The organism is Streptomyces lothianensis (assembly GCF_047779955.1).
Classification (GTDB): domain Bacteria; phylum Actinomycetota; class Actinomycetes; order Streptomycetales; family Streptomycetaceae; genus Streptomyces.
The window spans coordinates 75,312-98,302 of record NZ_JBLMKT010000077.1 but is presented as its reverse complement, the minus strand read 5'-3'; the positions used below and the strand labels follow the sequence as shown (position 1 = coordinate 98,302).

At 70.3% G+C, this 22,991-nt stretch carries 22 protein-coding genes; 12 read left to right on the top strand and 10 right to left on the bottom strand.

All coding sequences use genetic code 11. From position 1 onward, the window contains the following. Positions 1–133: 133 nt before the first annotated feature. From ACLF6P_RS27835 to ACLF6P_RS27825, 3 genes are all read right to left on the bottom strand, one after another. On the bottom strand, positions 134–919 hold the full coding sequence (locus ACLF6P_RS27835; RefSeq protein ID WP_415954029.1) for an SDR family NAD(P)-dependent oxidoreductase: 786 nt from the start codon (positions 917–919) through the stop codon (positions 134–136). 100 nt (positions 920–1,019) lie between these two features. Further along, a complete protein-coding gene (locus ACLF6P_RS27830; protein ID WP_415954027.1) occupies positions 1,020–1,832 on the bottom strand; it encodes a hypothetical protein in 813 nt (270 codons plus the stop codon). A gap of 248 nt (positions 1,833–2,080) precedes the next feature. After that, complete coding sequence (locus tag ACLF6P_RS27825) at positions 2,081–3,763, bottom strand: PucR family transcriptional regulator (protein WP_415954025.1); 1,683 nt, start codon at positions 3,761–3,763, stop codon at positions 2,081–2,083. A 295-nt stretch (positions 3,764–4,058) separates the two neighbouring features. Here ACLF6P_RS27825 and ACLF6P_RS27820 point away from each other — a divergent pair, with 295 nt between their 5' ends. The 5 genes from ACLF6P_RS27820 to ACLF6P_RS27800 all read left to right on the top strand — a co-directional run bounded on the left by ACLF6P_RS27820 (position 4,059) and on the right by ACLF6P_RS27800 (position 11,041). Further along, positions 4,059–4,955: an FAD binding domain-containing protein gene (locus ACLF6P_RS27820; protein ID WP_415954023.1), complete on the top strand. Its 897-nt coding sequence runs from the start codon at positions 4,059–4,061 to the stop codon at positions 4,953–4,955. 2 nt (positions 4,956–4,957) lie between these two features. Then, complete coding sequence (locus tag ACLF6P_RS27815) at positions 4,958–5,551, top strand: (2Fe-2S)-binding protein (protein WP_415954021.1); 594 nt, start codon at positions 4,958–4,960, stop codon at positions 5,549–5,551. 2 nt (positions 5,552–5,553) lie between these two features. After that, positions 5,554–7,947 carry a xanthine dehydrogenase family protein molybdopterin-binding subunit gene (locus tag ACLF6P_RS27810; protein WP_415954020.1) on the top strand — a complete coding sequence of 798 codons (2,394 nt, stop codon included), beginning with the start codon at positions 5,554–5,556 and terminating at the stop codon, positions 7,945–7,947. A 353-nt stretch (positions 7,948–8,300) separates the two neighbouring features. Then, on the top strand, positions 8,301–9,788 hold the full coding sequence (locus ACLF6P_RS27805) for an NCS2 family permease (protein WP_415954018.1): 1,488 nt from the start codon (positions 8,301–8,303) through the stop codon (positions 9,786–9,788). 89 nt (positions 9,789–9,877) lie between these two features. Then, entirely contained in the window at positions 9,878–11,041 is a 1,164-nt protein-coding gene (locus ACLF6P_RS27800; RefSeq protein WP_415954016.1) for an XdhC family protein, read from the top strand. A 116-nt stretch (positions 11,042–11,157) separates the two neighbouring features. Here ACLF6P_RS27800 and ACLF6P_RS27795 read toward each other — a convergent pair whose 3' ends face one another. Continuing rightward, entirely contained in the window at positions 11,158–11,727 is a 570-nt protein-coding gene (locus ACLF6P_RS27795) for a dihydrofolate reductase family protein (RefSeq protein ID WP_415954014.1), read from the bottom strand. Positions 11,728–12,014: 287 nt separating this feature from the next. Between ACLF6P_RS27795 and ACLF6P_RS27790 the strand changes: the two genes are divergently transcribed. From ACLF6P_RS27790 to ACLF6P_RS27775, 4 genes are all read left to right on the top strand, one after another. Continuing rightward, a complete protein-coding gene (locus ACLF6P_RS27790; protein ID WP_415954012.1) occupies positions 12,015–12,566 on the top strand; it encodes an SMI1/KNR4 family protein in 552 nt (183 codons plus the stop codon). A gap of 59 nt (positions 12,567–12,625) precedes the next feature. Then, positions 12,626–13,219: an SMI1/KNR4 family protein gene (locus tag ACLF6P_RS27785; RefSeq protein ID WP_415954011.1), complete on the top strand. Its 594-nt coding sequence runs from the start codon at positions 12,626–12,628 to the stop codon at positions 13,217–13,219. Positions 13,220–13,525: 306 nt separating this feature from the next. Next, complete coding sequence (locus ACLF6P_RS27780) at positions 13,526–14,611, top strand: S-(hydroxymethyl)mycothiol dehydrogenase (RefSeq protein ID WP_415954009.1); 1,086 nt, start codon at positions 13,526–13,528, stop codon at positions 14,609–14,611. Further along, on the top strand, positions 14,611–15,240 hold the full coding sequence (locus ACLF6P_RS27775; protein WP_415954007.1) for an MBL fold metallo-hydrolase: 630 nt from the start codon (positions 14,611–14,613) through the stop codon (positions 15,238–15,240). Before ACLF6P_RS27780 ends, ACLF6P_RS27775 begins: the two co-directional genes overlap by 1 nt. A gap of 247 nt (positions 15,241–15,487) precedes the next feature. Here the strand turns inward: ACLF6P_RS27775 and melC2 are convergent, their stop codons facing one another. Beyond that, on the bottom strand, positions 15,488–16,315 hold the full coding sequence (gene melC2, locus ACLF6P_RS27770; RefSeq protein ID WP_415954005.1) for a tyrosinase MelC2: 828 nt from the start codon (positions 16,313–16,315) through the stop codon (positions 15,488–15,490). A 121-nt stretch (positions 16,316–16,436) separates the two neighbouring features. Continuing rightward, entirely contained in the window at positions 16,437–16,895 is a 459-nt protein-coding gene (melC1, locus tag ACLF6P_RS27765) for an apotyrosinase chaperone MelC1 (RefSeq protein ID WP_415954003.1), read from the bottom strand. A 603-nt stretch (positions 16,896–17,498) separates the two neighbouring features. Between melC1 and ACLF6P_RS27760 the strand changes: the two genes are divergently transcribed. Continuing rightward, entirely contained in the window at positions 17,499–18,737 is a 1,239-nt protein-coding gene (locus ACLF6P_RS27760; protein ID WP_415954001.1) for a GDSL-type esterase/lipase family protein, read from the top strand. Here the strand turns inward: ACLF6P_RS27760 and ACLF6P_RS27755 are convergent. Next, positions 18,734–19,486, bottom strand: a complete 753-nt coding sequence (locus ACLF6P_RS27755; protein ID WP_415954000.1) for an NAD(P)-dependent oxidoreductase — start codon at positions 19,484–19,486, stop codon at positions 18,734–18,736. The genes ACLF6P_RS27760 and ACLF6P_RS27755 overlap by 4 nt on opposite strands. Positions 19,487–19,628: 142 nt before the next feature. Here ACLF6P_RS27755 and ACLF6P_RS27750 point away from each other — a divergent pair, with 142 nt between their 5' ends. Further along, positions 19,629–20,351: a TetR/AcrR family transcriptional regulator C-terminal domain-containing protein gene (locus tag ACLF6P_RS27750; protein WP_415953999.1), complete on the top strand. Its 723-nt coding sequence runs from the start codon at positions 19,629–19,631 to the stop codon at positions 20,349–20,351. 54 nt (positions 20,352–20,405) lie between these two features. Here ACLF6P_RS27750 and ACLF6P_RS27745 read toward each other — a convergent pair whose 3' ends face one another. The 3 genes from ACLF6P_RS27745 to ACLF6P_RS27735 form a co-directional block, all read right to left on the bottom strand. Continuing rightward, entirely contained in the window at positions 20,406–21,110 is a 705-nt protein-coding gene (locus tag ACLF6P_RS27745) for a nitroreductase family protein (protein WP_415953998.1), read from the bottom strand. Between the two features lie 74 nt (positions 21,111–21,184). Beyond that, positions 21,185–21,376 (bottom strand): hypothetical protein, encoded by a 192-nt coding sequence (locus ACLF6P_RS27740; protein WP_415954047.1) that lies wholly within the window; start codon positions 21,374–21,376, stop codon positions 21,185–21,187. Between the two features lie 10 nt (positions 21,377–21,386). After that, positions 21,387–22,238, bottom strand: coding sequence for a helix-turn-helix domain-containing protein (locus ACLF6P_RS27735; protein WP_415953997.1), 852 nt, complete (start codon positions 22,236–22,238; stop codon positions 21,387–21,389). Between the two features lie 237 nt (positions 22,239–22,475). On the opposite strand from ACLF6P_RS27735, the gene ACLF6P_RS27730 reads away from it, so the two are divergent. Continuing rightward, on the top strand, positions 22,476–22,943 hold the full coding sequence (locus ACLF6P_RS27730; RefSeq protein ID WP_415953996.1) for an ATP-binding protein: 468 nt from the start codon (positions 22,476–22,478) through the stop codon (positions 22,941–22,943). Positions 22,944–22,991: the final 48 nt, after the last annotated feature.

Here is a 22,991-nt window from a genome sequence, read left to right as displayed (position 1 = left end):
AGGTCGCCGCCTACTGCCGACGAATCTCTGACTCAGGTCACTAGGGGGTGTCCGGGGCTCGGAGGCTCGGAGGCTCGGAGCCAGGGTGGTGGTCACCGCCCAGGTGGTGGTCACCCGCCGGGCGGCCTCGTTCTCAGGTCGCGGAGAAACCGCCGTCGACGAACAACGTCTGACCGGTCATATAGCGGCAGGCGTCACTCGCCAGGAACAGCGCCGGTCCCGCGAAGTCCTCGGGCGTTCCGTTGCGCCCCGTCATCGTGCGCCCCGCCAGCGCCTCGACCCGCGAGGGATCGCTGAACACTGCCTCGGTGAGCGGCGTTTCGACGAAACCGGGACCGAGCGCGTTCACGCATACGCCGTACGGGGACCAGGCCTCCGCCTGGGAGCGGGTGAGCGCGCAGATCGCGGCCTTCGAGACGCCGTACGCGCCGCTGTTCCCGAAGGCGCGCAGCGACTGCTGCGAGGCGAGATGGATGATCCGCCCCCAGCCGCGCTCGGCCATCCCCGGCCCGAACCGCTGCCCGAGCAGGAACGGGGCGTCGAGGTTGACGGCCATGGTCGTGTCCCACTGGGACTCGGTCAGCTCGTCCAGCGGGGGCCGGAGGTTGATTCCCGCGGAGGTGACGAGCACGTCCGGCTCCCCGTACACCCCTGCGGCCTCCTCGGCCGCCGCCCGCAGCGCTTCACGGTCCCCGACGTCCGCGACGACGGCCGCCGCGTCGAGCCCTTCGCCGCGCAAGGCGTCGACGGTCGCCGTGAGCCGCTCGGCCCCTCGCGCCAGCACCACGACCCGCGCCCCCGCCCGCGCGAAGGCGGTGGCGACGGCCCGCCCGATCCCGGAACTTCCCCCGGTGACGAGCGCGGTACGACCGCTCAGTCCGAAGTGCTGGGCGAGGTGTGGGGCGAGATCACGGCTCATACGCGGATCCTGTCAGCCGCCCCGGGCGCGTCGACGCCGGGGGTGACCTCCGGCCCGCCCGGCGTTACCCGGACGGCCGCCGCTCAGCCGGTGCTGAACCTCAGCCGGTGCTGAACCGCCCCGCCAGCCACGTAGGCACACCTCCCAGCAGCCGGAACAGCCGCCCCGCCTCCTCCACGAGGCGGGACGCCTCAGCCGCCGGCTCCGCCTCCGCGAGAGCGACCAATGCCGGGGCGGTGCCGACCAGATACCCCAGTTCCTCCCGTATCCGCAGCGACTCCGAGAACCCGTGCCGCGCCTCCGCCAGCTCCCCCTCCCGCAGCGCGAGCCCCGCAAGATGCCGCCACGTGAACGAAAGGAGCAGCGAGTCCGAACGGGCGGCAGCCCCCGCATGCGCCCGGCGGTACGCCGCGAGAGCCGCCTGCGGCGAGTCCGCGAGGTGCTCGGCGATCAGACCGCGCCGGAAGTCGAGCAGCGGCCGCCCCGCCGCGCTCGGATGCAGCAGCGCCGCCGCCCGCCCGAGCGCCGCCCGCGCCTCGTCCGCCCGGTCCCGTACGCCCAACACCGTTGCGGCATACGCGAGTTGCCCGCGTTCGCAGGCCGCGGCCCCGCGCTCCTCGTCGTCCTGCGCCACTGCCTCGGCCGTACGCAGCGCGTCCTCCGCCTCGGGCCATCCCTGTTCGGTGAACAGACAGCGCTCGACGAGCAGCGAGGCCCGCTGCAGCGCGGTGGCGGGCGAGGAGTCGTGGTCGAGCAGCGCGGCCGCGTCCGTCCAGCAGCCACGCGAGCGCAGCCGCCACACCGCGGTACGCAGCGCGGATCTCTTCAGCGCCCCGGGCGAGGATGCCGATGCGGCATCCGAATCCACCGACCCTGACCTGGAATCCGAGCCAGACATGGCGGTATCCGCCACATTCCCCTCCCCGGGAGCGCGTCATTGGGTTGTGACCCGCATCTCAGCACGGAATCAGGTGGGCCGCCAAGGGTATGGGTGAAAGATTTCACAATCTTGGGAACGCGAAGGGCGGGCGCGTCCACCGCACCCGCCCCGTGCTACACGCGCGCCCCGGGCACCCCAGGGGCCGCGCGTGTTCGGCGCACCGCCGCACACGCAATGCGCAGCACCGCACGCGTACTGCTCACCGCGGCACGCACGCGCACTCAGCTCATCCGCAACGCCAGGAAGAAGTCCAACTTGTCCTCCAGCCGCGAAAGATCACGCCCCGTCAGCTGCTCGATCCGCCCGACGCGGTAGCGCAGCGTGTTGACGTGCAGGTGCAGCCGCGAGGCGCACCGCGTCCAGGAGCCGTCGCAGTCCAGGAAGGCTTCGAGCGTCGGGATCAGCTCGGCCCGGTGCCGCCGGTCGTAGTCCCGCAGCGGGTCGAGGAGCCGCGCCGTGAACGCCCGGCGGACGTCGTCCGGCACGAACGGAAGGAGCAGCACATGCGAGGCGAGCTCCTGGTGCCCGGCCGCGCAGACCCGCCCCGGCCGCGCGGCGGCGACCCGGCGGGCGTGCCGGGCCTCCTCCAGCGCGCCCCGCAGCCCGTCCGCGGAGTGCACGGCGGCCGAGACGCCGAGCGTCACCCGCCCGTCGTCCCCGAGCCCGCCCGCCAGCGGACCGCGCACCGTCTCAAGGAGCGAGTCCGCGAGCAGGCTCGGCTCGGGCCCCTCCTCCGCCGCCACGGCCGGCAGCGGTACGAGGGCGATCGCCTCGTCCCCCGTGTGCGCGACCGCGATCCGGTCGGAGGGCTCGGGCCCGGAGGCCGTCGGGTCGACGAGGATCTCCTCCAGGAGCGACTGGGCGACCGGACCGCCCTCGATCTCGCCGCCGTCCCATTCGACCCGGGCGACGACGATCTGCCAGTGCGGTGCCGCGCCGAGCCCGGGCAGCAGCACCGGCGCCGCGACCCGCAGCCGGGCCGCGATCTCCGCGGGGGCCGCGCCCGTCTGCACCAGTTCGAGGACCTCCTGGGCCAGCCGCCGCCGTACGGTACGGGCCGCATCGCGGCGGTCGCGCTCCACGGAGATCAGCTGGGTGACGCCCTGCAGCAGGTCGAGGCGCTCCTCGGGCCAGTCGCCGGCGTCCGCCTCGACCGCGAGCAGCCAGTCGGAGAGCACCGTCTCGCGTACGTCACGGGAGGCCGCGGCGGCGCCGCGGCCGCTGCTGTGGATCGGGAACAGGGAATACGTCGTGCCAGGTGCACCCTGGACGTTCACCCGATGGGGGCCACGGCGACCCGTACGGATGGCGGCCAGATGCTCGGCGGCGAGCGAGGCGCACACCTCCGTGGGCAGCGGCTCGCCCGCCGAGCGGGAGCCCGCGATGGGCCGTCCGGCGGGGGAGAGGACCCAGGCGCGCAGGTCGAGATCGGTGCCCAGCAGGTCAAGGACCACGTCGGGGCCGCCGCCCGCGGGGCCGGAGGTCATCAGACGGCGGTGGCGGTCCACCACCGCCGCGAGGTCCCCGGCGCGCTCGCCGGAGACCTGCCGTACGACGTGCTCGGTGATGGTCGCGAAGGCCACCCGCTCGTTGACCGCGAACAGCGGCAGCCGGTGGCGTACACAGGCCTCGACCAGATCGTCGGGGATGTCCCCGAGCTCGGCCTCACCGGCCGCGAGCGCCGCGACACCCTGCTGGGCGAGGATCCGTACGAACTTCTCCGAGTCGGCGGCGCTCTTGCGCCAGGCCAGGCCCGTGAGCACCAGCTCGCCGCCGGAGAGATAGCGGCTGGGATCGCGCAGGTCCGTGGTCATGACGCCACGGACCGTACGGTCCAGCTCGTCATCGCCGCCGAGGAGCCGCAGGCCGAGCGCGTCGGTCTCCAGTAGGGCGCGCAGGCGCATGTCGTACCTCTCCGCTGTCCTGGCTTGATTTCGTATCGCTGATCAGAGTGAAGCGTGGGGATGAAACCGATGGTGTTGGTGGGACGCTCCCTTCATACGAATCTACAAGATGAAAGCGGTCACCAGGGAACTCCTTCATGGTTTCGGTGACTGACCGGGATCAAGGTCCCGGCGGTGTACTTGCGCTATTCCGCGTGAACAGCACATGAACGAGCCACGTCGGCGCCCAGGACCCGACAGCCGGATGGCTCGAAAAAACCCTCAGAACGACCCGATACGTAGAAGAGAGCCACTGATGGACTTCCTTCGCCCCGCCAGCTGGGAGGAGGCGCTCGCCGCCAAGGCAGAGCACCCCACCGCTGTGCCGATTGCGGGTGGCACCGATGTCATGGTCGAGATCAACTTCGACCACCGTCGCCCTGAGTACCTCCTCGACCTCAACCGCATCGCGGAGCTGGGCCAGTGGGAGGTCGGCGAGGAGAAGGTCGTCCTCGGCGCCTCGGTTCCGTACACCAGGATCATCGAGAATCTGAAGAACGAGCTGCCGGGTCTGGCGCGCGCCTCGCACACCGTGGCCTCGCCGCAGATCCGCAACCGCGGCGGCGTCGGCGGCAACCTCGGCTGCGCCTCGCCGGCCGGCGACTCGCACCCGGCGCTGCTCGCCTCCGGCGCGCACGTCGAGGCCGAATCGCAGGCGCGCGGTGTGCGCCTCATCCCGATCGACGCGTTCTACACGGGCGTCAAGCGCAACGCGCTGGAGGCCGACGAGCTGATCAAGTCGGTCCACATCCCCAAGGCCACCGGGCCGCAGGAATTCTCCAAGGTCGGCACGCGCAACGCGATGGTCATCGCCGTCTGCGCCTTCGGCCTGGCCCTGCACCCCCAGGAGCGCACCGTGCGCACCGGCATCGGCTCGGCGGCCCCGACCCCGGTCCGGGCCAAGGAGGCCGAGGACTTCCTGAACGCGGCGCTCGAAGAGGGCGGCTTCTGGGAGAGCGGCAAGATCATCACCCCGTCCATCGCGAAGCAGTTCGCACAGCTCGCCTCGGGTGCCTGCAACCCGATCGACGACGTGCGCGGCTCGGCCGACTACCGCCGCCACGCGGTCGGTGTCATGGCCCGCCGCACGCTGATGTGGACGTGGGAGTCGTACCGCGGCGGCAAGGGCCGCGAGCTTGAAGGAGCGGCGTAACCATGCGAGTCAATTTCACGGTCAATGGCCGCAAGCAGACGGCGGACGACGTCTGGGAGGGCGAGTCCCTGCTGTACGTGCTGCGCGAGCGCATGGGTCTGCCCGGCTCAAAGAACGCCTGTGAGCAGGGCGAATGCGGTTCCTGCACGGTCCGCCTCGACGGCGTCCCGGTCTGTTCCTGTCTGGTCGCGGCCGGTCAGGCGGAGGGCCGCGAGGTCGTAACGGTCGAGGGTCTCGCCGACTACGCCGCACACCGCGAGGACGCCCACCCGGGCGGTGCCTGCGGCTCCGGCTCCTGCGGCACCTCCCTGGACGCCGCCCAGCGCTGGCAGGCCAAGGGCACCGACGGCCAGGCGGGCGAGGGCGGGGACCTGTCCCCGATCCAGCAGGCCTTCATCGACGCCGGCGCCGTGCAGTGCGGTTTCTGCACCCCCGGCCTCCTGGTCGCCGCGGACGAGCTCCTGGAGCGCAACGCGTCCCCCTCGGACGCCGACATCCGCGAGGCGCTCTCCGGCAACCTCTGCCGCTGCACCGGTTACGAGAAGATCCTCGACGCGGTCCGCCTGGCGGCCGCCCGTCAGGAAGAGGCGGTCTGATCATGGCTGGCACCAAGACCACCACCACGGGTGCGCCCACGAACGTCACCCAGAAGCACAACCAGGGCGGCATCGGCGAGTCCACGCTGCGCCCCGACGGCACCCTCAAGGTGACCGGCGAGTTCGCGTACTCCTCGGACATGTGGCACGAGGACATGCTGTGGGGCCAGACCCTGCGCTCCACCGTCGCGCACGCCGAGATCGTCTCGATCGACACCTCCGAGGCCCTCGCCATGGACGGCGTCTACGCGGTCCTCACCTACGACGACCTCCCGGCCGAGATGAAGCACTACGGCCTGGAGATCCAGGACACCCCGGTCCTCGCCCACGGCAAGGTCCGCCACCACGGTGAGCCGGTCGCCCTCGTGGCCGCCGACCACCCGGAGACCGCCCGCCGCGCCGCCGCGAAGATCAGGATCGAGTACAAGGAGCTGCCCGTCATCACCGACGAGGCCTCGGCTCTGGCGGAGGACGCCGTACTCGTCCACGAGGGCCGCGACGACGAGTACATCGAGTGGGTCTCCCACCCGAACATCGTCCACAACCAGCCGATCATCCGCGGCGACGCCGCCAAGGCGGCCGAGAAGGCCGACTTCGTCGTCAAGGGCGAGTACACCTTCGGCATGCAGGACCAGGCCTTCCTCGGCCCCGAGTCCGGCCTCGCCGTGCCCTGTGAGGACGGCGGCGTCGAACTGTACGTCGCCACCCAGTGGCTGCACTCGGACCTCGGACAGATCGCCCCCGTCCTCGGCCTGCCCGAGGAGAAGGTGCGCATGACGCTCTCCGGCGTCGGCGGCGCCTTCGGCGGCCGCGAGGACATCTCGATGCAGATCCACGCCTGCCTCCTGGCACTGCGCACCGGCAAGCCGGTCAAGATCGTCTACAACCGCTTCGAATCCTTCTTCGGCCATGTGCACCGCCACCCGGCGAAGCTGTACTACGAGCACGGCGCCACCAAGGACGGCAAGCTCACGCACATGAAGTGCAAGATCGTCCTGGACGGCGGCGCCTACGCCTCGGCCTCCCCGGCGGTCGTCGGCAACGCCTCCTCGCTCTCGCTCGGCCCGTACGTCTGCGACGACGTCGAGATCGAGGCCGTCGCCCTCTACACGAACAACCCGCCCTGCGGCGCGATGCGCGGCTTCGGCGCCGTCCAGGCCTGCTTTGCGTACGAGGCCCAGATGGACAAGCTCGCCGACAAGCTCGGCATGGACCGGGTCGAGTTCCGTCAGCTCAACGCGATGGAACAGGGCACGATCATGCCGACCGGCCAGCCCGTCGACTCGCCGGCCCCGGTCGCCGAGATCCTGCGCCGCGTCAAGGCCCGCCCGCTGCCGCCCGAGCGCCAGTGGGAGTCCAGTGAGGGCGCGGACGTCCGCGCCCTGCCCGGCGGCCTCTCCAACACCACGCACGGCGAAGGCGTCGTACGCGGCGTCGGCTACGCGGTCGGCATCAAGAACGTCGGCTTCTCCGAGGGCTTCGACGACTACTCCACCGCCAAGGTGCGCATGGAGGTCCTGGGCGGCGAGCCCGTCGCCACCGTGCACACCGCGATGGCGGAGGTCGGCCAGGGCGGCATCACCGTCCACGCGCAGATCGCCCGTACCGAACTGGGTGTCCAGCAGGTCACCATCCACCCCGCCGACACCCAGGTCGGCTCGGCCGGTTCGACCTCGGCCTCCCGCCAGACGTACGTCACCGGCGGCGCGGTCAAGAACTCCTGCGAGCTCGTCCGCGAGCAGGTCCTGGAGATCGGCCGGCGCAAGTTCGGCTCGTACCACCCCGCGTGGGCGACCGCCGAGCTGCTGCTCGAAGGCGGCAAGGTCGTCACCGACGGCGGCGAGGTCCTCGCGGACCTGGCCGAACTCCTCGAAGGGGAGACCGTCGAGGTCGAGGCCGAGTGGCGGCACCGGCCGACCGTGGCCTTCGACAAGCGGACCGGCCAGGGCAACGGCCACGTCCAGTACTCGTTCGCCGCGCACCGCGCGGTCGTCGAGGTGGACACCGAGCTCGGCCTCGTCAAGGTCGTCGAACTCGCCACCGCCCAGGACGTCGGCAAGGCGCTCAACCCGCTCTCCGTCGTCGGCCAGATCCAGGGTGGCACCACCCAGGGCCTGGGCGTCGCGGTGATGGAGGAGATCGTCGTCGACCCGAAGACCGCGAAGGTGCGCAACCCCTCCTTCACGGACTACCTGATCCCCACCATCCTCGACACGCCGACCATCCCGGTCGACTACCTCGAGCTGGCGGATCCCCACGCCCCCTACGGCCTCCGTGGCATGGGCGAGGCCCCGACCCTGTCGTCGACCCCGGCCGTCCTCGCGGCGATCCGGAACGCGACGGGTCTGCAACTCGACAAGACGCCGGTGCGTCCGGAGCACCTCACCGGTACGTGATGCACCACGGGAGGCGGCCGGGCACCTCGAAGGACCGGTCGCCTCCCACCGGGGGCGGGCGCCCCGTACAACCGGGCGCCCCCACCCCACGCTCCGGGCCACGGAGTTGCCGCGAAGTAATAGGTCAAGTCTTCCGGCAGCAGCCAAGTCGCAGCAGCCAGGTCACTGGTACTCCCGCCCGCAGCACCCGGCCCGCGCACCGCTCGCGCAGGCCGGGAGGGGCCGCCCAGGCAGCCCCTCGAAAGCACTCCCCCCGTTCGTCTCGGGCCGTCCCCCGGGTCGTGCAGCCCAGAGCAATCCCAAATCTCGCAGAGCGTATGCGGGTGCCCCTATGAACCTTGGGAGTAGGCACCATGACCCAGCAGTACACAGAGCCGAAGGTCACCGAACCCGATCACTCGGGTCCCGGCACCACGCCACCGTCCGGTGGCGGCGGCTCATGGCTCGACCGGTACTTCCGGATATCCCAGCGCGGCTCCACCGTCGGGCGGGAGGTGCGCGGCGGCATCACCACCTTCATGGCGATGGCGTACATCATCCTCCTGAACCCGGTCATCCTGAGCGGTGCGGCGGACGTCACCGGAGCGCACCTCAGCATCGGCCAGCTGACGACCGCCACGGCACTTGCCGCGGCCGTCACCACCATCGCCATGGGCTTCATCGGCAATGTGCCGCTGGCCCTGGCCGCGGGACTCAGCGTCTCCGCGGTGATGGCATTCCAGGTGGCACCCCAGATGACCTGGGGCAACGCCATGGCCATGTGCATCATCTACGGTGCGATCATCGTTCTGCTCGTCGTCACCGGCCTGCGTGAACTGATCATGAACGCGATCCCCCTGGCGCTCAAGCACGCCATCACCATGGGGATCGGCATGTTCGTCACCCTGATCGGCCTCGTCCAGGCCGGCTTCGTGACCTCCATGCCCTCCGAGCACGGAGCCATGGGCGGCAAGCCCATCCAGCTCGGCATCGACGACAAGCTCGTCGGCTGGCCGACGGCCTGCTTCGCCGTCACCGTCCTGCTGATCTTCGCCCTGCTGGTCCGCAAGATCCCCGGCGCCATCCTCATCGGCATCGTCGGCGGCACCGTCTTCGCGGCGATCGTCCACCAGGTCGCCGGACTCTCGGCGAAGGACTGGGGCCTGAACGCCCCCGAGCTCAAGGGCTCGATCGTCGACACGCCGGACTTCGGTCTCTTCGGTGAGGTCTCCTTCAGCGGCATCGGCTCCATCAGCGCCATCACCGTCGGCGTCATCGTCTTCACCCTGGTCCTCGCCGGCTTCTTCGACGCCATCGGCACCATCATCGGCATCGGCCAGCAGGCGGGTCTCGCCGACAAGGACGGCAAGATGCCGGGCCTCAACAAGGCCCTGGCCGTCGACGGTGCGGGCGGTGTGATCGGCGGTGTCGCCGGCGCCTCCGGCCAGACCGTCTTCGTCGAGTCCACCGCGGGCGTCGGCGACGGCGCGCGCACGGGCTTCGCCTCCGTCGTCACCGGCCTGGGCTTCGCGCTCTGCCTCTTCTTCACCCCGCTCGCCCAGGTCATCCCCACCCAGGTCGCCGCCGCGGCCCTCGTGGTGATCGGCTCGATGATGCTGGCCAACGCCAAGCACATCGACTGGAACGACCAGGCCACCTCCATCCCGGTGTTCCTGACCACCGTTCTGATGCCGTTCACGTACTCCATCACCGCGGGCATCGCCGCCGGTGTCATCGCCCACGTCCTGATCAAGACCGTCCAGGGCAAGGTGCGCGAGATCGGCTGGCTGATGTGGGTGCTGGCCGCGGTCTTCGTGGCCTTCTTCTCGCTCCACGCCATCGAGGGATGGCTGGGCGTCTGACCCACAGCCGCCCTTCCCGCCCTTCCATACGCCCTTCCACACACCCGCCCGTGAGGCCGCCCGCAAGGGCCGCCCGTAAGGAGACCGACATGCTGGACATCGCCGAAGAGCTGAACCGGTGGGTCGAGCAGGGACGCGACTTCGCCGTCGCCACCGTCGTGGCCGTCAGCGGCAGCGGACCCCGGCAGCCGGGTGCCGCGCTCGCCGTCGACAGCGAGGGCACGGCCATCGGCTCGGTCTCAGGCGGGTGTGTGGAAGGCGCGGTCTACGACCTGTGCATGCAGGCGCTCGAAGACGGCGAGACCGTACTCGAACGCTTCGGCTACAGCGACGAGGACGCCTTCGCCGTGGGCCTGACCTGCGGCGGCATCATCGACATCCTCGTCACCCCGATACGTGCGGACGCTCCGGGACGGGGAGTGTCCGCCGCCGCGCTGGCCGCGGCCGCCTCGGGAGAGGCAGCCGCGGTCGCCCGGATCACCGACGGCCCGGCCGACGTCATGGGCCGCGCCCTGCTCGTCCGCCCCGACGGCTCGTACGAGGGCGGCCTCGGTGGCCACCCGGAGCTGGACCGTACGGCCGCGGCCTCCGCGACCGCCATGCTGGACGGCGGCCGCACCGGAACCGTCACCATCGGCGCGGACGGCTCCCACTGCGGACAGCCCCTCACCCTCCTCATCGAATCCTCCGTACCGCCCCCGCGGATGATCGTCTTCGGCGCCATCGACTTCGCCTCGGCCCTCGTCCGTATCGGCAAATTCCTCGGCTACCACGTCACCGTCTGCGACGCCCGCCCGATCTTCGCCACCCGCACCCGCTTCCCCGAAGCGGACGACATCGTCGTCGAATGGCCGCACAAGTACCTGGAGCGCACCGAGGCCGAGGGCCGCGTCGACGGCCGTACGGTCCTCGCCGTCCTCACCCACGACGCCAAGTTCGACGTCCCTCTCCTGCAGCACGCCCTCCGCCTCCCCGTCGCCTACGTGGGCGCCATGGGCTCCCGCCGCACCCACGAGGACCGCAACCGGCGCCTGCGCGAGGTCGGCGTCACCGAACTCGAACTCGCCCGCCTGCGCTCCCCGATCGGCCTCGACCTCGGCGCCCGTACGCCCGAGGAGACGGCCCTGTCGATCGCCGCGGAGATCGTCGCCAACCGCCGCGGCGGCAGCGGGGTCTCCCTCACCGGCGCCCACACCCCGATCCACCACGACCCGGCGACTGAGCCGGCGGGGCGGATCGGCTCGGTGGCCTGAGACACCGCCCTGCCCGGCCTGCCCTGCCTGCCCGGCCTGCCCTGCCCGGCCTGGCGGCCCGCAGGGGCCGCCCACGCAGACCGGCGGTCGCCGATCAGCAGCACAGCGTCGGCGAGTTACTCACGCACCACCCGGTGGCGGAGATAGACCACCCCGGACCGGAAGGTCCGCGACTCGACAAGCTCGAGATCGGTCCGCCGCTCATGCTGCGGATAGTACGGAACCCCGCCGCCCACGAGCACCGGGCACACCTTGGTCCGGTACTCGTCGATCAGCCCCGCATCGGCGGCCTGCGCGGCCAGACGCGCACCGCCGATCGCGATATCCCCCTCACCCGGCTCGGCCCGCAGCCGCGCGATCTCCTGTGCCGGACTGCCGCTCGCGAGGCGGGCGTTGCCCCGCACCTCGGACAGCGTGCGGGAGAACACCACCTTGGGGATCGCCAGCCACAGCTCGCGCCACGCGAGCTGCGTGGCGTCGACCCCGGGCTCCTGGTCGGCCGTCTCCCAGTACAGCATTGCCTCGTACAGCCGCCGCCCGAGCAGGTGGACACCGACCTCACGGATCGACTCCATCTGGAAGTCCCACAACTCCTCGTCGGGCGGCGCCCAGGAGGCGAAATCACCGTCCGGCCCGACGATGTATCCATCGAGCGAGATACCCAACGTATAGGTAACCTTCCGCACCGAAAGCCTCCTCACCCCTGGACCCGGGCGGTCACATTCCGGTGGCCCCGGGCCGCATCTCCGGCCCCTGGAGCCACCCGCCCCGCGTACACCACCGAGCCTAGGGCCCACCCGGGACCGAAGTCCCGCACCCGCACCGGCACCCGCGCTCGCTCCGGCGGGCCGGGTTCGGTCCCTCCCTTGGGCATTCCGCCGAAACGGACCGGAGAATCCCACCACCTCATCGCTCAAGCGTTCTATATGCTCCACGGGTGACTGGCGAGCGCGCCTCCGAGGAGGCTTTGTTGATGACCGCACGCACACGCCTCGAACAGCTGGAGCGCGCGCTCCCGTCGATGCGCCGGTGGCGCGTGCCCGAAGGGCGCGATGTTGACTGGCCCGCTCTTGAAGCGAAGCTCGGTGCGCAGCTGCCCTCGGACTTCCGCGTCCTGTCGGAGACGTATCCCGTCCTCGTTATCGATGACTTCCTCATGCTCTCCGTGCCTGCGCCCGGTACCGAGGAGCTGTGGGCAACTGAGGCCAGGGAGGACGAAATCCTCCATGACCTCTACGAGATGGACGATGCCGAAGGCTATGCACCCTTCCCACAGCCAGGCGGCCTCCTCGGCTGGGCATCATCCAACTCCGGGGACTCCTTCTACTGGAAGACGAGCCCGGCGGACCCGGACGCATGGCCGGTGGTGGTCCGTGGAGACAACGGAGACTGGTCGGAGTTCCGGGTCGGTGCGGTCGAGTTCCTGGCGCGCGTGTACGGACGTGCCATCCATGTACCCGGCATGCCAGGTGACTTCCCGAGCCCTGACCCTCAGGTCAAGGGCATCGGATCCTGCGCGGCTTGAGGCGGTCTGACAGGATCATCCGCCTTGATGCTGCTCCGCGATGCATATGGTGATGCCCCATGACTGACTATCTGGCCGCCGTCATGAAGATGCTCGGGCCCGCCGAGAACCGCTACGCGGACCCGGCTGCCTGGGATCGTCTGCACGCGGAACTCGGGATACGGCTTCCGTCCGATTTCCGGGCCGTTGTCGACGCCTTCGCGCCTGTGATGATCAATGGGCATCTGTATCTCGACCATCCCGCGACCGAGCGTTGGAACCTGGGTGAGGGGATCCGCGGTGGCATCGAGGCTTGGTCAGGCTTGTCGTGGGACGACTTCCATGTGGAGGGCGACCCGCTCCAGCTCTTCGGGCTTGCGGAACTGAGTTTCGGAACTCGCGATGGACTGTGGCCGATCGTGGGCAGTGACCGAGGTGAGAACGTCTTCTTGGCCGGCGCCGACGACGACCCCCGGTTCCTGGTGAACTTCGACGAGACTTGGGCCGAATACCGCATGAGCTTCGCCGAGTGGCTCTACCGCTACCTCATCGGTGAAGACATGACGGGCCCCAACAGTGCGGTGTTCTATCCCGGCCCAGTGAAGATGGAATACCTTCCGATGTCCGTCGAAGACCGTCCTGAGCCCTGGTACGGGCCGGATCGTGGCATGTGAGCTTGAGCCGTGGCTCAGGATCAGACGAGTTGAACCGAGGCGAGTCCAACAGGACTTGTACCTCGGAAAGCGTTGCCACCACTGGGACTCTTCGGCAGTGCGATCAGTCCGGCAGCGGGGTCATCGGGGCCGGTCGGGACAGCGTCTCGGACAGTGGCAGGGTCCAGGTCCGGCTCCGCTGTGCTGGTATCAGCTATCTGATCCCCAGATCATGACGGTATATGCCGCTCTCCCGTGTCTGGGTGGGGCATGCGGCCGTACGCGGAGATCGTAGCCGACAGTTCACACAGCGAAAGGACAGCACACATGTCACAGCAGGTACGCGGGGTCGTCGCCCTCGCGAAGGACGCCCCGGTCGAGATCGCCACGGTCCTGGTGCCGGACCCGGGCCCGGGAGAGGCCGTGGTGAAGGTTCAGGCGTGTGGCGTGTGCCATACGGATCTGCACTACCGGCAGGGCGGGATCAACGACGAGTTCCCCTTCCTCCTCGGCCATGAAGCCGCGGGCGTCGTGGAGAGCGTCGGCGACGGCGTCACCGACCTCGCACCCGGCGACTTCGTCGTCCTGAACTGGCGTGCGGTGTGCGGGCAGTGCCGCGCCTGCCGCCGGGGCCGCCCGCAGTACTGCTTCGACACCCACAACGCGAAGCAGCCGATGACCCTGGCCGACGGCACCCCGCTCAGCCCGGCGCTGGGCATCGGCGCCTTCGTAGAGAAGACCCTGGTCGCCGCCGGGCAGTGCACCAAGGTCGACCCGGCCGCGTCCCCGGCCGCGGTCGGGCTGCTCGGCTGCGGGGTGATGGCCGGTCTCGGCGCCGCCATCAATACCGGCGCAGTCACCCGCGGCGACTCCGTGGCCGTGATCGGCTGCGGCGGCGTCGGGAACGCGGCGATCGCCGGGTCCCGGCTGGCCGGAGCCGCCCGGATCATCGCCGTCGACCTCGACGACCGCAAGCTGGACAAGGCCCGCACGATCGGCGCCACCCACACCGTGAACTCCCGCACCACCGACCCGGTGGAAGCCATCCGCGAGCTGACCGGCGGGCACGGCGCGGACGTCGTCATCGACGCGGTCGGCCGCCCGGAGACCTACCGGCAGGCCTTCTACGCCCGCGACCTCGCGGGCACCGTCGTCCTCGTCGGCGTACCCACCCCCGACATGGAACTGACCCTGCCGCTGCTCGACGTCTTCGGCCGCGGCGGCGCCCTCAAGTCCTCCTGGTACGGAGACTGCCTGCCCTCCCGCGACTTCCCGATGCTCGTCGACCTCTACCAGCAGGGCCGCCTGGACCTGGACGCCTTCGTCACCGAGACCATCTCCCTCGACGACGTCGAGACGGCCTTCGCGCGGATGCGCTCCGGCGACGTGCTGCGCTCGGTGGTGATGCTGTGATGACCGCACGGATCGAACACCTCACCACCTCCGGCACCTTCTCGCTGGACGGCGGCACCTGGGACGTCGAGAACAACGTCTGGATCGTCGGCGACGACACCGAGGCGATCGTCATCGACGCCGCGCACGACGCCGACGCCATTGCCGCCGCGATCGGCGACCGAAGGCTGCTGGCGGTCGTGTGCACCCATGCGCACGACGACCACGTCAACGCCGCCCCGGCCCTCGCCTGCCGCACCGGCGCCCCGGTCCTCCTCCACCCCGGCGACCTGCCGCTGTGGCGGATGACCCACCCCGACCACGCCCCCGACCAGCCCCTCACCGACGGGCAGACCCTGACGGTCGCGGGCATGGACCTGACGGTGCTGCACACCCCCGGACACGCCCCCGGCGCCGTCTGCCTGTACGCGCCCGGCCTCGGGGCGGTCTTCACGGGAGACACCCTCTTCTCCGGCGGCCCCGGCGCCACCGGCCGCTCGTTCTCCGACTACCCCACCATCGTCGACTCGATCCGCCGCCAACTGCTCACGCTCCCTGCGGACACCACCGTCCACACCGGCCACGGCCCGAGCACCACCATCGCCAAGGAGGCTCCCAGCCTGCCCGAGTGGCTCGCCCGCGGGCACTGACCGCGCGCGTGGCTGCCGAAGCGGGCCCGCTGCGACCGCGGGCGCAAGGGCAGTTGTAGAACTCGACCCGAAGCGGGACAGCGCTCCAATGCCTCGAAGACGTTCGCGCCGACCGGCACACCCGTGAACAGCGGCCGCCTCTGCACGCTCCGCCACCTGACATCTCGAAGCGTGCGGGCGGCCGCTGTTCACGGAAGAACCGCAGATCAGCAGGTCGGGTGACCACCAGCGGGGTCAGACATCACACTCACGCCGCCGTGTCGTAGGTGTAGTGCGGGGTGTGGTCGAGCATCTCGGACGGGGTGATGTCGTTCCAGGGGCGCATGGTGTCGTGGAGGTCCACGACGTCGGGGGTGCCCGCTGCGGGCAGGTAGGGCGAGTCGGGGTGGCGCTGCTGCCAGTCGGACCAGAGTTTGTCGACGAAGGCGTGGTGCATCCAGAACACCGGGTCGTTCGGGGAGGCGCCGGTCGCCATGTGGCCGCTGACCCAGACGTGGACGCGGTTGTGCAGGTTGACGCCGCGCCAGCCCTCCAGGTGGTTGCGGAAGCCGTCGGAGGCACTGTTCCAGGGGGCGGTGTCGTAGGTCTCCATGGCGAGTACGGAGTCGACCTCGGCGCGGGTCGGGAGGCCGCGCCAGCTGGAGGCGAGGGCGCGGCGCAGGTAGTTGCGGCCGTCGACGCGGACGGTTATCTCCCAGCGGCCACCGCTGTACGCGAACGGGCCGTCCATCACCTGGCCGTCGCGGCTGCGGCCGGTGCCGCCGAGGAAGTCGGGGGCCCAGAGCGAGGATCCGGTTGTGCGGTCCGCCGTCCAGTCCCAATAGGGCAGGGCGACGGTGGGGTCTATGGACTGCAGGGCTCGCTCGAACTCCAGGAGGAACCGGCGGTGCCAGGGCAGGAAGGACGGCGAGCGGTGTCCGACGCGGTCGCCGTTGTCGGTGTCGCTCATGATGAAGTCGTTGTGGGTGGCGACGAAGGGGTCGTAGCGGCCACTGGCCTTGAGTTCGAGTACGGCGTTGACGAAGGCTCGCTTCTCGGCCGTGGTCAGCTGGGACTGGTTCTTGCGTACGGTCATGACGGGTGGCTTCCGGCCTTCCTGGATCAGGCGGTCATCAGGCGGTCATGGGGGCGGTCAAAAGGTGGTCGTCGGGCGGTTGTCGGGTGCTTGTCGGGCGGTCTGCGCGGCGCGGCTGTGCTCAGGGCGCCGTGAGCGGGACCAGCCGTGCGCCCTGGAGTTCCCGCACCGCCGCGCGTGCGCTGGCGCGCGGCGTGGCGACCGGCTCGTAGTGGTTGATGACGCTGATCCAGGTGCCGTCGGCGTTCCGCATGAGGTGCAGCTCCTGACCGTCGATGTGCACGGTGTAGCCGGTGCCGTGTCCGCCGTGGTGTCCGCCGCCGTGCCCGCCGTGGTGTCCGCCGTCGCGGGAGGGCGCGCCCTGGATGTGGCGGCCCTGGTAGACCTCGTCGAACGGTTCCAGGTCGAATGTGGAGGAGCCGTGGGCCCGGTCCCGGCCCAGGTCCTGGCCTCCGTCCTGGGCCGGCGCCTGGCGCGAGTCGGCCAGTGCGGGTCCGGAGATCAGCGGTCCTGCGGCGGTGGTGGCCGCGACGGTGCCGAGGGCGGCGCCCAGGGCGTGGCGGCGCGTGATGGTGGACATGGGTGAGTCCCCCCTGTCGGTGCGTGGTCGAGTGCACCCGGAGCCGTGGTCCGCGGCCCCGGTCGGCATATGCCTATCGGAGGTCGGTAGTCGGAGGGAAGTATCCGCATTCCGGACGGCCCAGATGCGGACATGTCGCCGCAAGAGGTGCAGATTTCAACGAAGTTGATCTTGCGGTGCGGTGCGCCTCCCGTCCGCGCCCGGTGGGAAATCTTGCGGGGCGTGTGGGTGTCTCGTGAAGACTCTTCCGCCGTGCTGTGATTCGTGTGGTCGGCGCCACTTCGGGAACCTGGCTGTAAAGGACCCCCGTCGGTGGAGGTGCCGAACGGGCCGTGTGGTGCGCCGAGTTGTGCCGCTGGTGGCGTGCTTTCGCTACGCAGCGTTGCGTATTTCGGCCAGGTTCGTGACCGAAAAGTGATCGTCGTTCGACTGGCGGCGGCAGGTCCAGGCGTGCGAGATTCCCGCAAGCAACCGGCCGGTAACTTGCTCTGAATCCCCAACAGCCACGCCCGCACGCCGCGGAAGCGACAGCTCAGTCGTGACCGCGTCACCGCTGACGGGTGTGGCCGAACGATGGAGTTCGCCGTGTCCGCAATACCCCCCATGCATCGCACACGCCTCGCACGCCGCACGCGCCCCGCACCTGCCCGTGGCGGCATCGGATCCCTGCCGGTGCTTCCCCGCATGCGCCGTCGGCTTGTCTGCGCGGCGCTGGCACTGACCGGAATGGCCACCGGAGTCGTCGGTGTCGCCGGTGCGTCACCGGCCGCGGCCAGCCCCGGAAACGGTCAGCCCGTCGTGGTGTCGATGGGGGACAGCTACATCTCCGGTGAGGCCGGGCGCTGGCGCGGCAACAGTCTGACCAACAGCGGCAGTCGGGACGGCACGGACCGGGCCTGGACCGGTTCGTCTTACGATCCGTCCCGCGTCTACGGCACCACCGCGGCAAGCGGCTGCCACCGCTCGGACTCCGCCGAGGTCCACGGCGGCGCGCTGGGCGCGGAGACGGCCGTGAACCTTGCCTGCTCGGGGGCCACCACCGCCAACGTCATCCGGGCCGCGAACGGCGGCCAGTCCTTCAAGGGCGAGGCGCCTCAGGCCGACCGGCTCGCCGCCGTCGCCGCCGAGAAGGACGTACGTGCCATCGTCCTTTCCGTGGGCGGCAACGACCTCGGCTTCGCCGACATCATCACCACCTGCGCCAAGGACTACATCGTCTGGTACTCCTACTGCCACGACGACCAGCAGGAGTTGGTGGACGCGCGCATCGACGGCGTGATCGCCAAGGTCGGGGTGGCTGTCGACGAGATCCGCGCGGTGATGAGCGAGGCCGGCTACGGGCTCCAGGACTACCAGCTCGTGCTGCAGTCCTATCCCTCTCCCATTCCGCGGGGTGCGGAGAACCGCTACAGCGAGCGGGGCTGGTCGCGCACGCTCACCGGCGGATGCCCGTTCTGGGACAAGGACGCCGACTGGGCCCGGGACGCGCTGGTGCCCCAGCTCGCCGGCCGGCTCGCGGCGGTGGCGCAGACCAAGGGGGCCCGGTTCCTGGACCTGCAGGACATGCTCCAGGGGCGGGAGGTGTGCGCCACGGCGAGTGAACAGGTGAGCGCGGGCACTCCCGCGTCGGCGGACCGCAGCGAGTGGGCCCGCTGGATCGACAGTGACAGCACGCAGGGGCCGGTGCAGGAGTCGATGCATCCCAACTACTACGGGCAGCTCGCGCTCGGGCGCTGCCTGGAACTGTTCCGCGAGGCGGCCACGGGGGACTTCGCCTGCCGGAACACCCCGGGCCGTTCCGAGTCGGGCATGTACCTCGAGGCGGTCGATCCCACCTCCTAGACGCGACCGGCCGTACCGTCGGTGCCGGTGCCGGTGCCTGTGTCGGCGTCGGCACCGGCGTGGGCGAGGGCGCCGGCGGTACGGCATCCGACGATCGCCGGGGCCTCCTGGACGAGTGTGTCGTCGGTGAGCGCCTCCACCATGAACAGGGCGAAGTCGATACGGCGCGTCAGGTTGCCGGCCAGCACCGGGTCACCGACGTGCCGGCTCCACGCGGGCAGCCCCTGGCTCTCGCCCTCTTCCAGGTTGCTGCCGCGCACCACGGTCCACCGGGTGTCGCTGGCGAACACCCTGCGGCACGCCTCCACCTGGTCGTCGATCTCGACGGCCCGGACGAGCTTGGCCAGCCGGGCGACGACGCGGACGGACGTCCTGAACCACCATGAGTACCGGTCCTTGCCGTCGCGTGTGATGTGCCAGCCGCAGGAGAAGACCAGGCGTGCGCCGGGCCGTGCGTGGTCGAGCACCGCCTGGGCCGTGCCCGAGGCGTACTGCTGTACGCCCCACGGGACCAGCACCGTCAGCACTCCGTCGCAGTCGGCGACCGCCCGCCGGATCACCTCCGGATCGTTGGTGGGGCCGGGCACGATGGTCATCCGGTCCTTGAGCGCGGCCAGCTTCGGCACGCTGCGCTCCCGGCATACGCCCACCACCTCGTAGCCCCGGTCCAGCGCGTGCCGGACCATGTACTGCCCGAGCTTCCCCGAAGCTCCGATGATGCAGACCTTCCGCATGCGTTCCGTTCCCATGGCGTCGCCCTTTCACCGCAACTCGGACCTTATGGCGTAAGGCACGGTAACCTTATGTTGTAAGGTCCGCAAGGCCTGTATGGACTGCAAAGGTGTGCCGCGACTGCAAGGCAGCGGCAGCGGCAGCGGAGGAAAGAGGAGCATGCGAGAGGGAAGCAAGGGGCGGCGGCGCGGAGCGGCGGCTCGTACACCGCTCAGCCGCGAGCGGGTGATCCGGGCGGCGGTGGCGGTGGCGGACGAGAAGGGAGTGGGCGCGCTCACGATGCGGGCCGTAGCCGGACCGCTGGGCGTCGAGGCGATGTCGCTCTATCACCATGTCGCGGGCCGGGAGGACATCCTCGACGGCATGGTGGACGCGGTGTTCGCGGAGATCGAGCTGCCGCGGGCTGACGGGGACTGGAAGGGCGCCATGCGCCGCCGCGCGGATTCCGCCCGTGCCGCGTTGCGGCGCCATCCGTGGGCCGTCGGTCTGATGGACTCCCGCACCCGGCCGGGGCCGGCGACCCTGCGGCACCATGACGCCGTCATCGGCGTACTGCGAGCCGCCGGGTTCTCCGTGCCCATGGCCGGGCACGCCTTCTCGCTGATCGACAGCTACCTGTACGGCTTCGTACTCCAGGAGCTGAGCCTGCCGTTCGGCACCTCGGCGGAGGCCGACGACGTCGCGGGCGCCATCCTCCAGGAGATGCCCGCCGACGCCTATCCGCACCTCGTGGAACTGGCCACCGAGCACGTCCTCAGGCCCGGTTACGACTACGCGGACGAGTTCGCCTTCGGACTCACCGTGATCCTCGACGCCCTGCGTCCCGATGAGGGTGCCCCGGCCGCGCATGCGACCGGGGCACCGGGGGCCGGCGGGCCGTGAGCCGGGCGGCCGCCCGCCCGGCTGCCGCCGGTGAACACATTTTGTGCGCGTCCGTCAGATCTCCACCATCACCTGGTCCAGCGCCTTGCGCTTGAGGTCCGGCACCTGGCAGTCCTCGGCCGGGTATCCGACCGGGATCACCGCGAACGCCTTCTCGTTCTCGGGCCGTTCCAGCACCTGGGACAGGAAGCGCATCGGGCTCGGGGTGTGGATCAGTGCGGCCAGGCCCGACAGGTGCAGGGCGGACAGCAGCATGCCGACCGCGATGCCCACGGACTCGTCCACGTAGTAGTGCTTGCGCTTCTCGCCGTCCTCGCCCAGCCAGTAGCGCTGCTGGAAGACCACGATCAGCGCCGGGGCGTCCGTGAGGTGTGTCTTCACCGCGTCCGTGCCCAGCGGGCGCAGGGCGGCGAGCCATTCCTCGCCGAGCCTGCCGTCGTAGGAGATCCGTTCCTCGCGCTCGGCCTCTTCGCGGATGCGCGCGCGGATCCCGGGATCCCGGACCAGTACGAAGGTCCAGGGCTGCTGGTGGGCGCCGGACGGCGCCGTGGCCGCGCAGGCGATCGCGTCCCGTACGACCTGCTCCGGTACGGGGTCCGGGGAGAACCGGCGCACCGTGCGCCGCCGCTGCATCCGGTCGCGCAGTTCCGCCGCGCGGGCAAGGGACTCCGCGCGCTCCATGCGCTCCGGTCGGTAGGGGACTGGCTGATAGGGAGCGCCGTAGGTCGGCTCCCAGCGCTCTTCGGCGGTGGCTGTCATGGTGGAGAGTCTGGTGGTCCGGGCCCGGACTTCCAAGGGTGGGGACGACATGGCGGAGGGCGACGGCGGGCGCTTCACAGCAAGTGGTCGGCCTTGCCGCTCTTGATCTCGGTGATCAGCGCCCGGAGCGCCTCTCGGCTGTCGCTCAGATACGTTTCCTCAGTACCGGCTACGGCGATGTAGGCGTTGCCGTGGGGGTCGGTGCCGAGGCGGAAGCAGTTGTTGCCCTCGCCGCAGAACGGTTCTTCCCAGTTGATGTGCTTCAACATGGCCTTCCTAGAGGTTGCGGGCGATGTCCCGGATGCGATCGCGCGAGTCAGCGGGGGGCAGCGCGGCCTTGTCCATCCAATCAAGATGTGCTCTGTACTTGGTGAGTTGGGCCTCGGCGTGCGTGAACTCGGGGCCATGCGCCGAGTCGAGCTGAACAGTGTCGAGCTGAGGGACGACACCGTCTGCGTAGAGCAGCGCGTGACCGGCACCGGGGAAGTCCTCCGCCTGGTCCGGGATCACGCGCACGGTGATGGTGGCGCTCCGGGAGACATCGCACAGGTGTAGCAACTGGGCGCGCATGACCTGGGCTCCACCGAATCGCATCCGTAGCGCGGCCTCGTGCACGTACGCCACGTACGGCAAGGGTTGCGGCCGGTCGAACACCTGCTGGCGTTCCATGCGGTGGGCCACCCGCAGCTCGATCTCCAGCCGGGTCAGCGGGGGCAGTACAGCGCCGAATACTGCACGCGCGTACTCCTCCGTCTGCAGCAGTCCGGGAACGTGCATGACCTGGACGGTCTGCACGCGGGTGGCGTGCCACTCCAGCTCGGCGATGTCCAGGAGTCCGGCCGAGAGCGTGCCTCGATGCTTCTCCCACCACCAGCGACCCCTACTCTCCGCCATTGCGACCAGCGCCTCGATGTAACTGCTGTCCGTGCAGGTGTAGTTGGCGGCCAGTGTGCGGACTCGGTCGGGTGAGATCGGGCGGATCCCGGACTCCATATTGGCCAGTCGAGTGCGGTCGATTCCGAGCAGCCCGGCGGCGTAGTCCGTAGTCGCGCCGGCGGCGAGGCGCGATTTGCGGAGCTCGGCACCAAGGCGCTTCTGGCGCTCGGTGGGCAGGGTCCTGGTGGCCATGGGGGTCAGTTTGCAGTGATGGCACCCAACAGTCCATCCGCTAGGGGTAATTATCTCCCAACGCGTGGACACGTGACCCGCATCACCCCTACATTCGGTGACGCACCCGCTACTCCACTCTCGGCGCGGCGGAAGCGCACCCCGGCCTGCGCGCAGCCGGGACAGGCCACCCCGCGCCGACGGATCGCACCGCCGACCCAACCGCATCCCGCCTCACCGCATAGGAGTTGATCCCCCATGCCCACCCTCATCCCACTCCCCACCGAACCCACCACCCCGACCCCCGAAACCCTGGCCTACAGCCTCACCCTCCCCGCAGCCCTCAGCTCCCCGAGCCTGGCCCGCGCCACCTCCCGCACCTTCCTGGAGGCGCACGCGCTCCACGAACTGACGGAACCGGCCTTGCTCGCCATCACCGAACTCGCCGCCTGCGCGTGCAAGTTCACGGCGGCCCCGACGATCTATCTGAGCCTCCGCTACCGAGACCAAGCCCTGCGCATCACGCTCTACGACGACGACCCCGTCCCCGCCCACCCCCGACTGGCCCAAGCCCAGGCGGCCCGCCGCCGCACCTCCCTCAACCTCCTCAACTGCATCATCCGCACCTGTCACGGCAGCTGGGGCATCGCCGAGGCTGAAGATCCCACCCCCGGCACCCGCATGTGGGCCTCCCTGCCCCACACCCAGGCCTACGCCACGGCCTGACCGTCGACCTGCCGGCAGTCCGGCGCGCTCACCGGCTGTCCGGTGAGC

Coding starts and splice junctions, on each gene's coding strand:
- ACLF6P_RS27835 (WP_415954029.1), bottom strand. CDS start 919: ATGAGCCGTGATCTCGCCCCACACCTCGCCCAGCACTTCGGACTGAGC.
- ACLF6P_RS27775 (WP_415954007.1), top strand. CDS start 14,611: ATGACCGCACGGATCGAACACCTCACCACCTCCGGCACCTTCTCGCTG.
- ACLF6P_RS27730 (WP_415953996.1), top strand. CDS start 22,476: ATGCCCACCCTCATCCCACTCCCCACCGAACCCACCACCCCGACCCCC.
- ACLF6P_RS27785 (WP_415954011.1), top strand. CDS start 12,626: ATGACTGACTATCTGGCCGCCGTCATGAAGATGCTCGGGCCCGCCGAG.
- ACLF6P_RS27805 (WP_415954018.1), top strand. CDS start 8,301: ATGACCCAGCAGTACACAGAGCCGAAGGTCACCGAACCCGATCACTCG.
- ACLF6P_RS27825 (WP_415954025.1), bottom strand. CDS start 3,763: ATGCGCCTGCGCGCCCTACTGGAGACCGACGCGCTCGGCCTGCGGCTC.
- ACLF6P_RS27735 (WP_415953997.1), bottom strand. CDS start 22,238: ATGGCCACCAGGACCCTGCCCACCGAGCGCCAGAAGCGCCTTGGTGCC.
- melC1 (WP_415954003.1), bottom strand. CDS start 16,895: ATGTCCACCATCACGCGCCGCCACGCCCTGGGCGCCGCCCTCGGCACC.
- melC2 (WP_415954005.1), bottom strand. CDS start 16,315: ATGACCGTACGCAAGAACCAGTCCCAGCTGACCACGGCCGAGAAGCGA.
- ACLF6P_RS27755 (WP_415954000.1), bottom strand. CDS start 19,486: ATGGGAACGGAACGCATGCGGAAGGTCTGCATCATCGGAGCTTCGGGG.
- ACLF6P_RS27780 (WP_415954009.1), top strand. CDS start 13,526: ATGTCACAGCAGGTACGCGGGGTCGTCGCCCTCGCGAAGGACGCCCCG.
- ACLF6P_RS27820 (WP_415954023.1), top strand. CDS start 4,059: ATGGACTTCCTTCGCCCCGCCAGCTGGGAGGAGGCGCTCGCCGCCAAG.
- ACLF6P_RS27745 (WP_415953998.1), bottom strand. CDS start 21,110: ATGACAGCCACCGCCGAAGAGCGCTGGGAGCCGACCTACGGCGCTCCC.
- ACLF6P_RS27815 (WP_415954021.1), top strand. CDS start 4,958: ATGCGAGTCAATTTCACGGTCAATGGCCGCAAGCAGACGGCGGACGAC.
- ACLF6P_RS27760 (WP_415954001.1), top strand. CDS start 17,499: ATGCATCGCACACGCCTCGCACGCCGCACGCGCCCCGCACCTGCCCGT.
- ACLF6P_RS27800 (WP_415954016.1), top strand. CDS start 9,878: ATGCTGGACATCGCCGAAGAGCTGAACCGGTGGGTCGAGCAGGGACGC.
- ACLF6P_RS27750 (WP_415953999.1), top strand. CDS start 19,629: ATGCGAGAGGGAAGCAAGGGGCGGCGGCGCGGAGCGGCGGCTCGTACA.
- ACLF6P_RS27790 (WP_415954012.1), top strand. CDS start 12,015: ATGACCGCACGCACACGCCTCGAACAGCTGGAGCGCGCGCTCCCGTCG.
- ACLF6P_RS27810 (WP_415954020.1), top strand. CDS start 5,554: ATGGCTGGCACCAAGACCACCACCACGGGTGCGCCCACGAACGTCACC.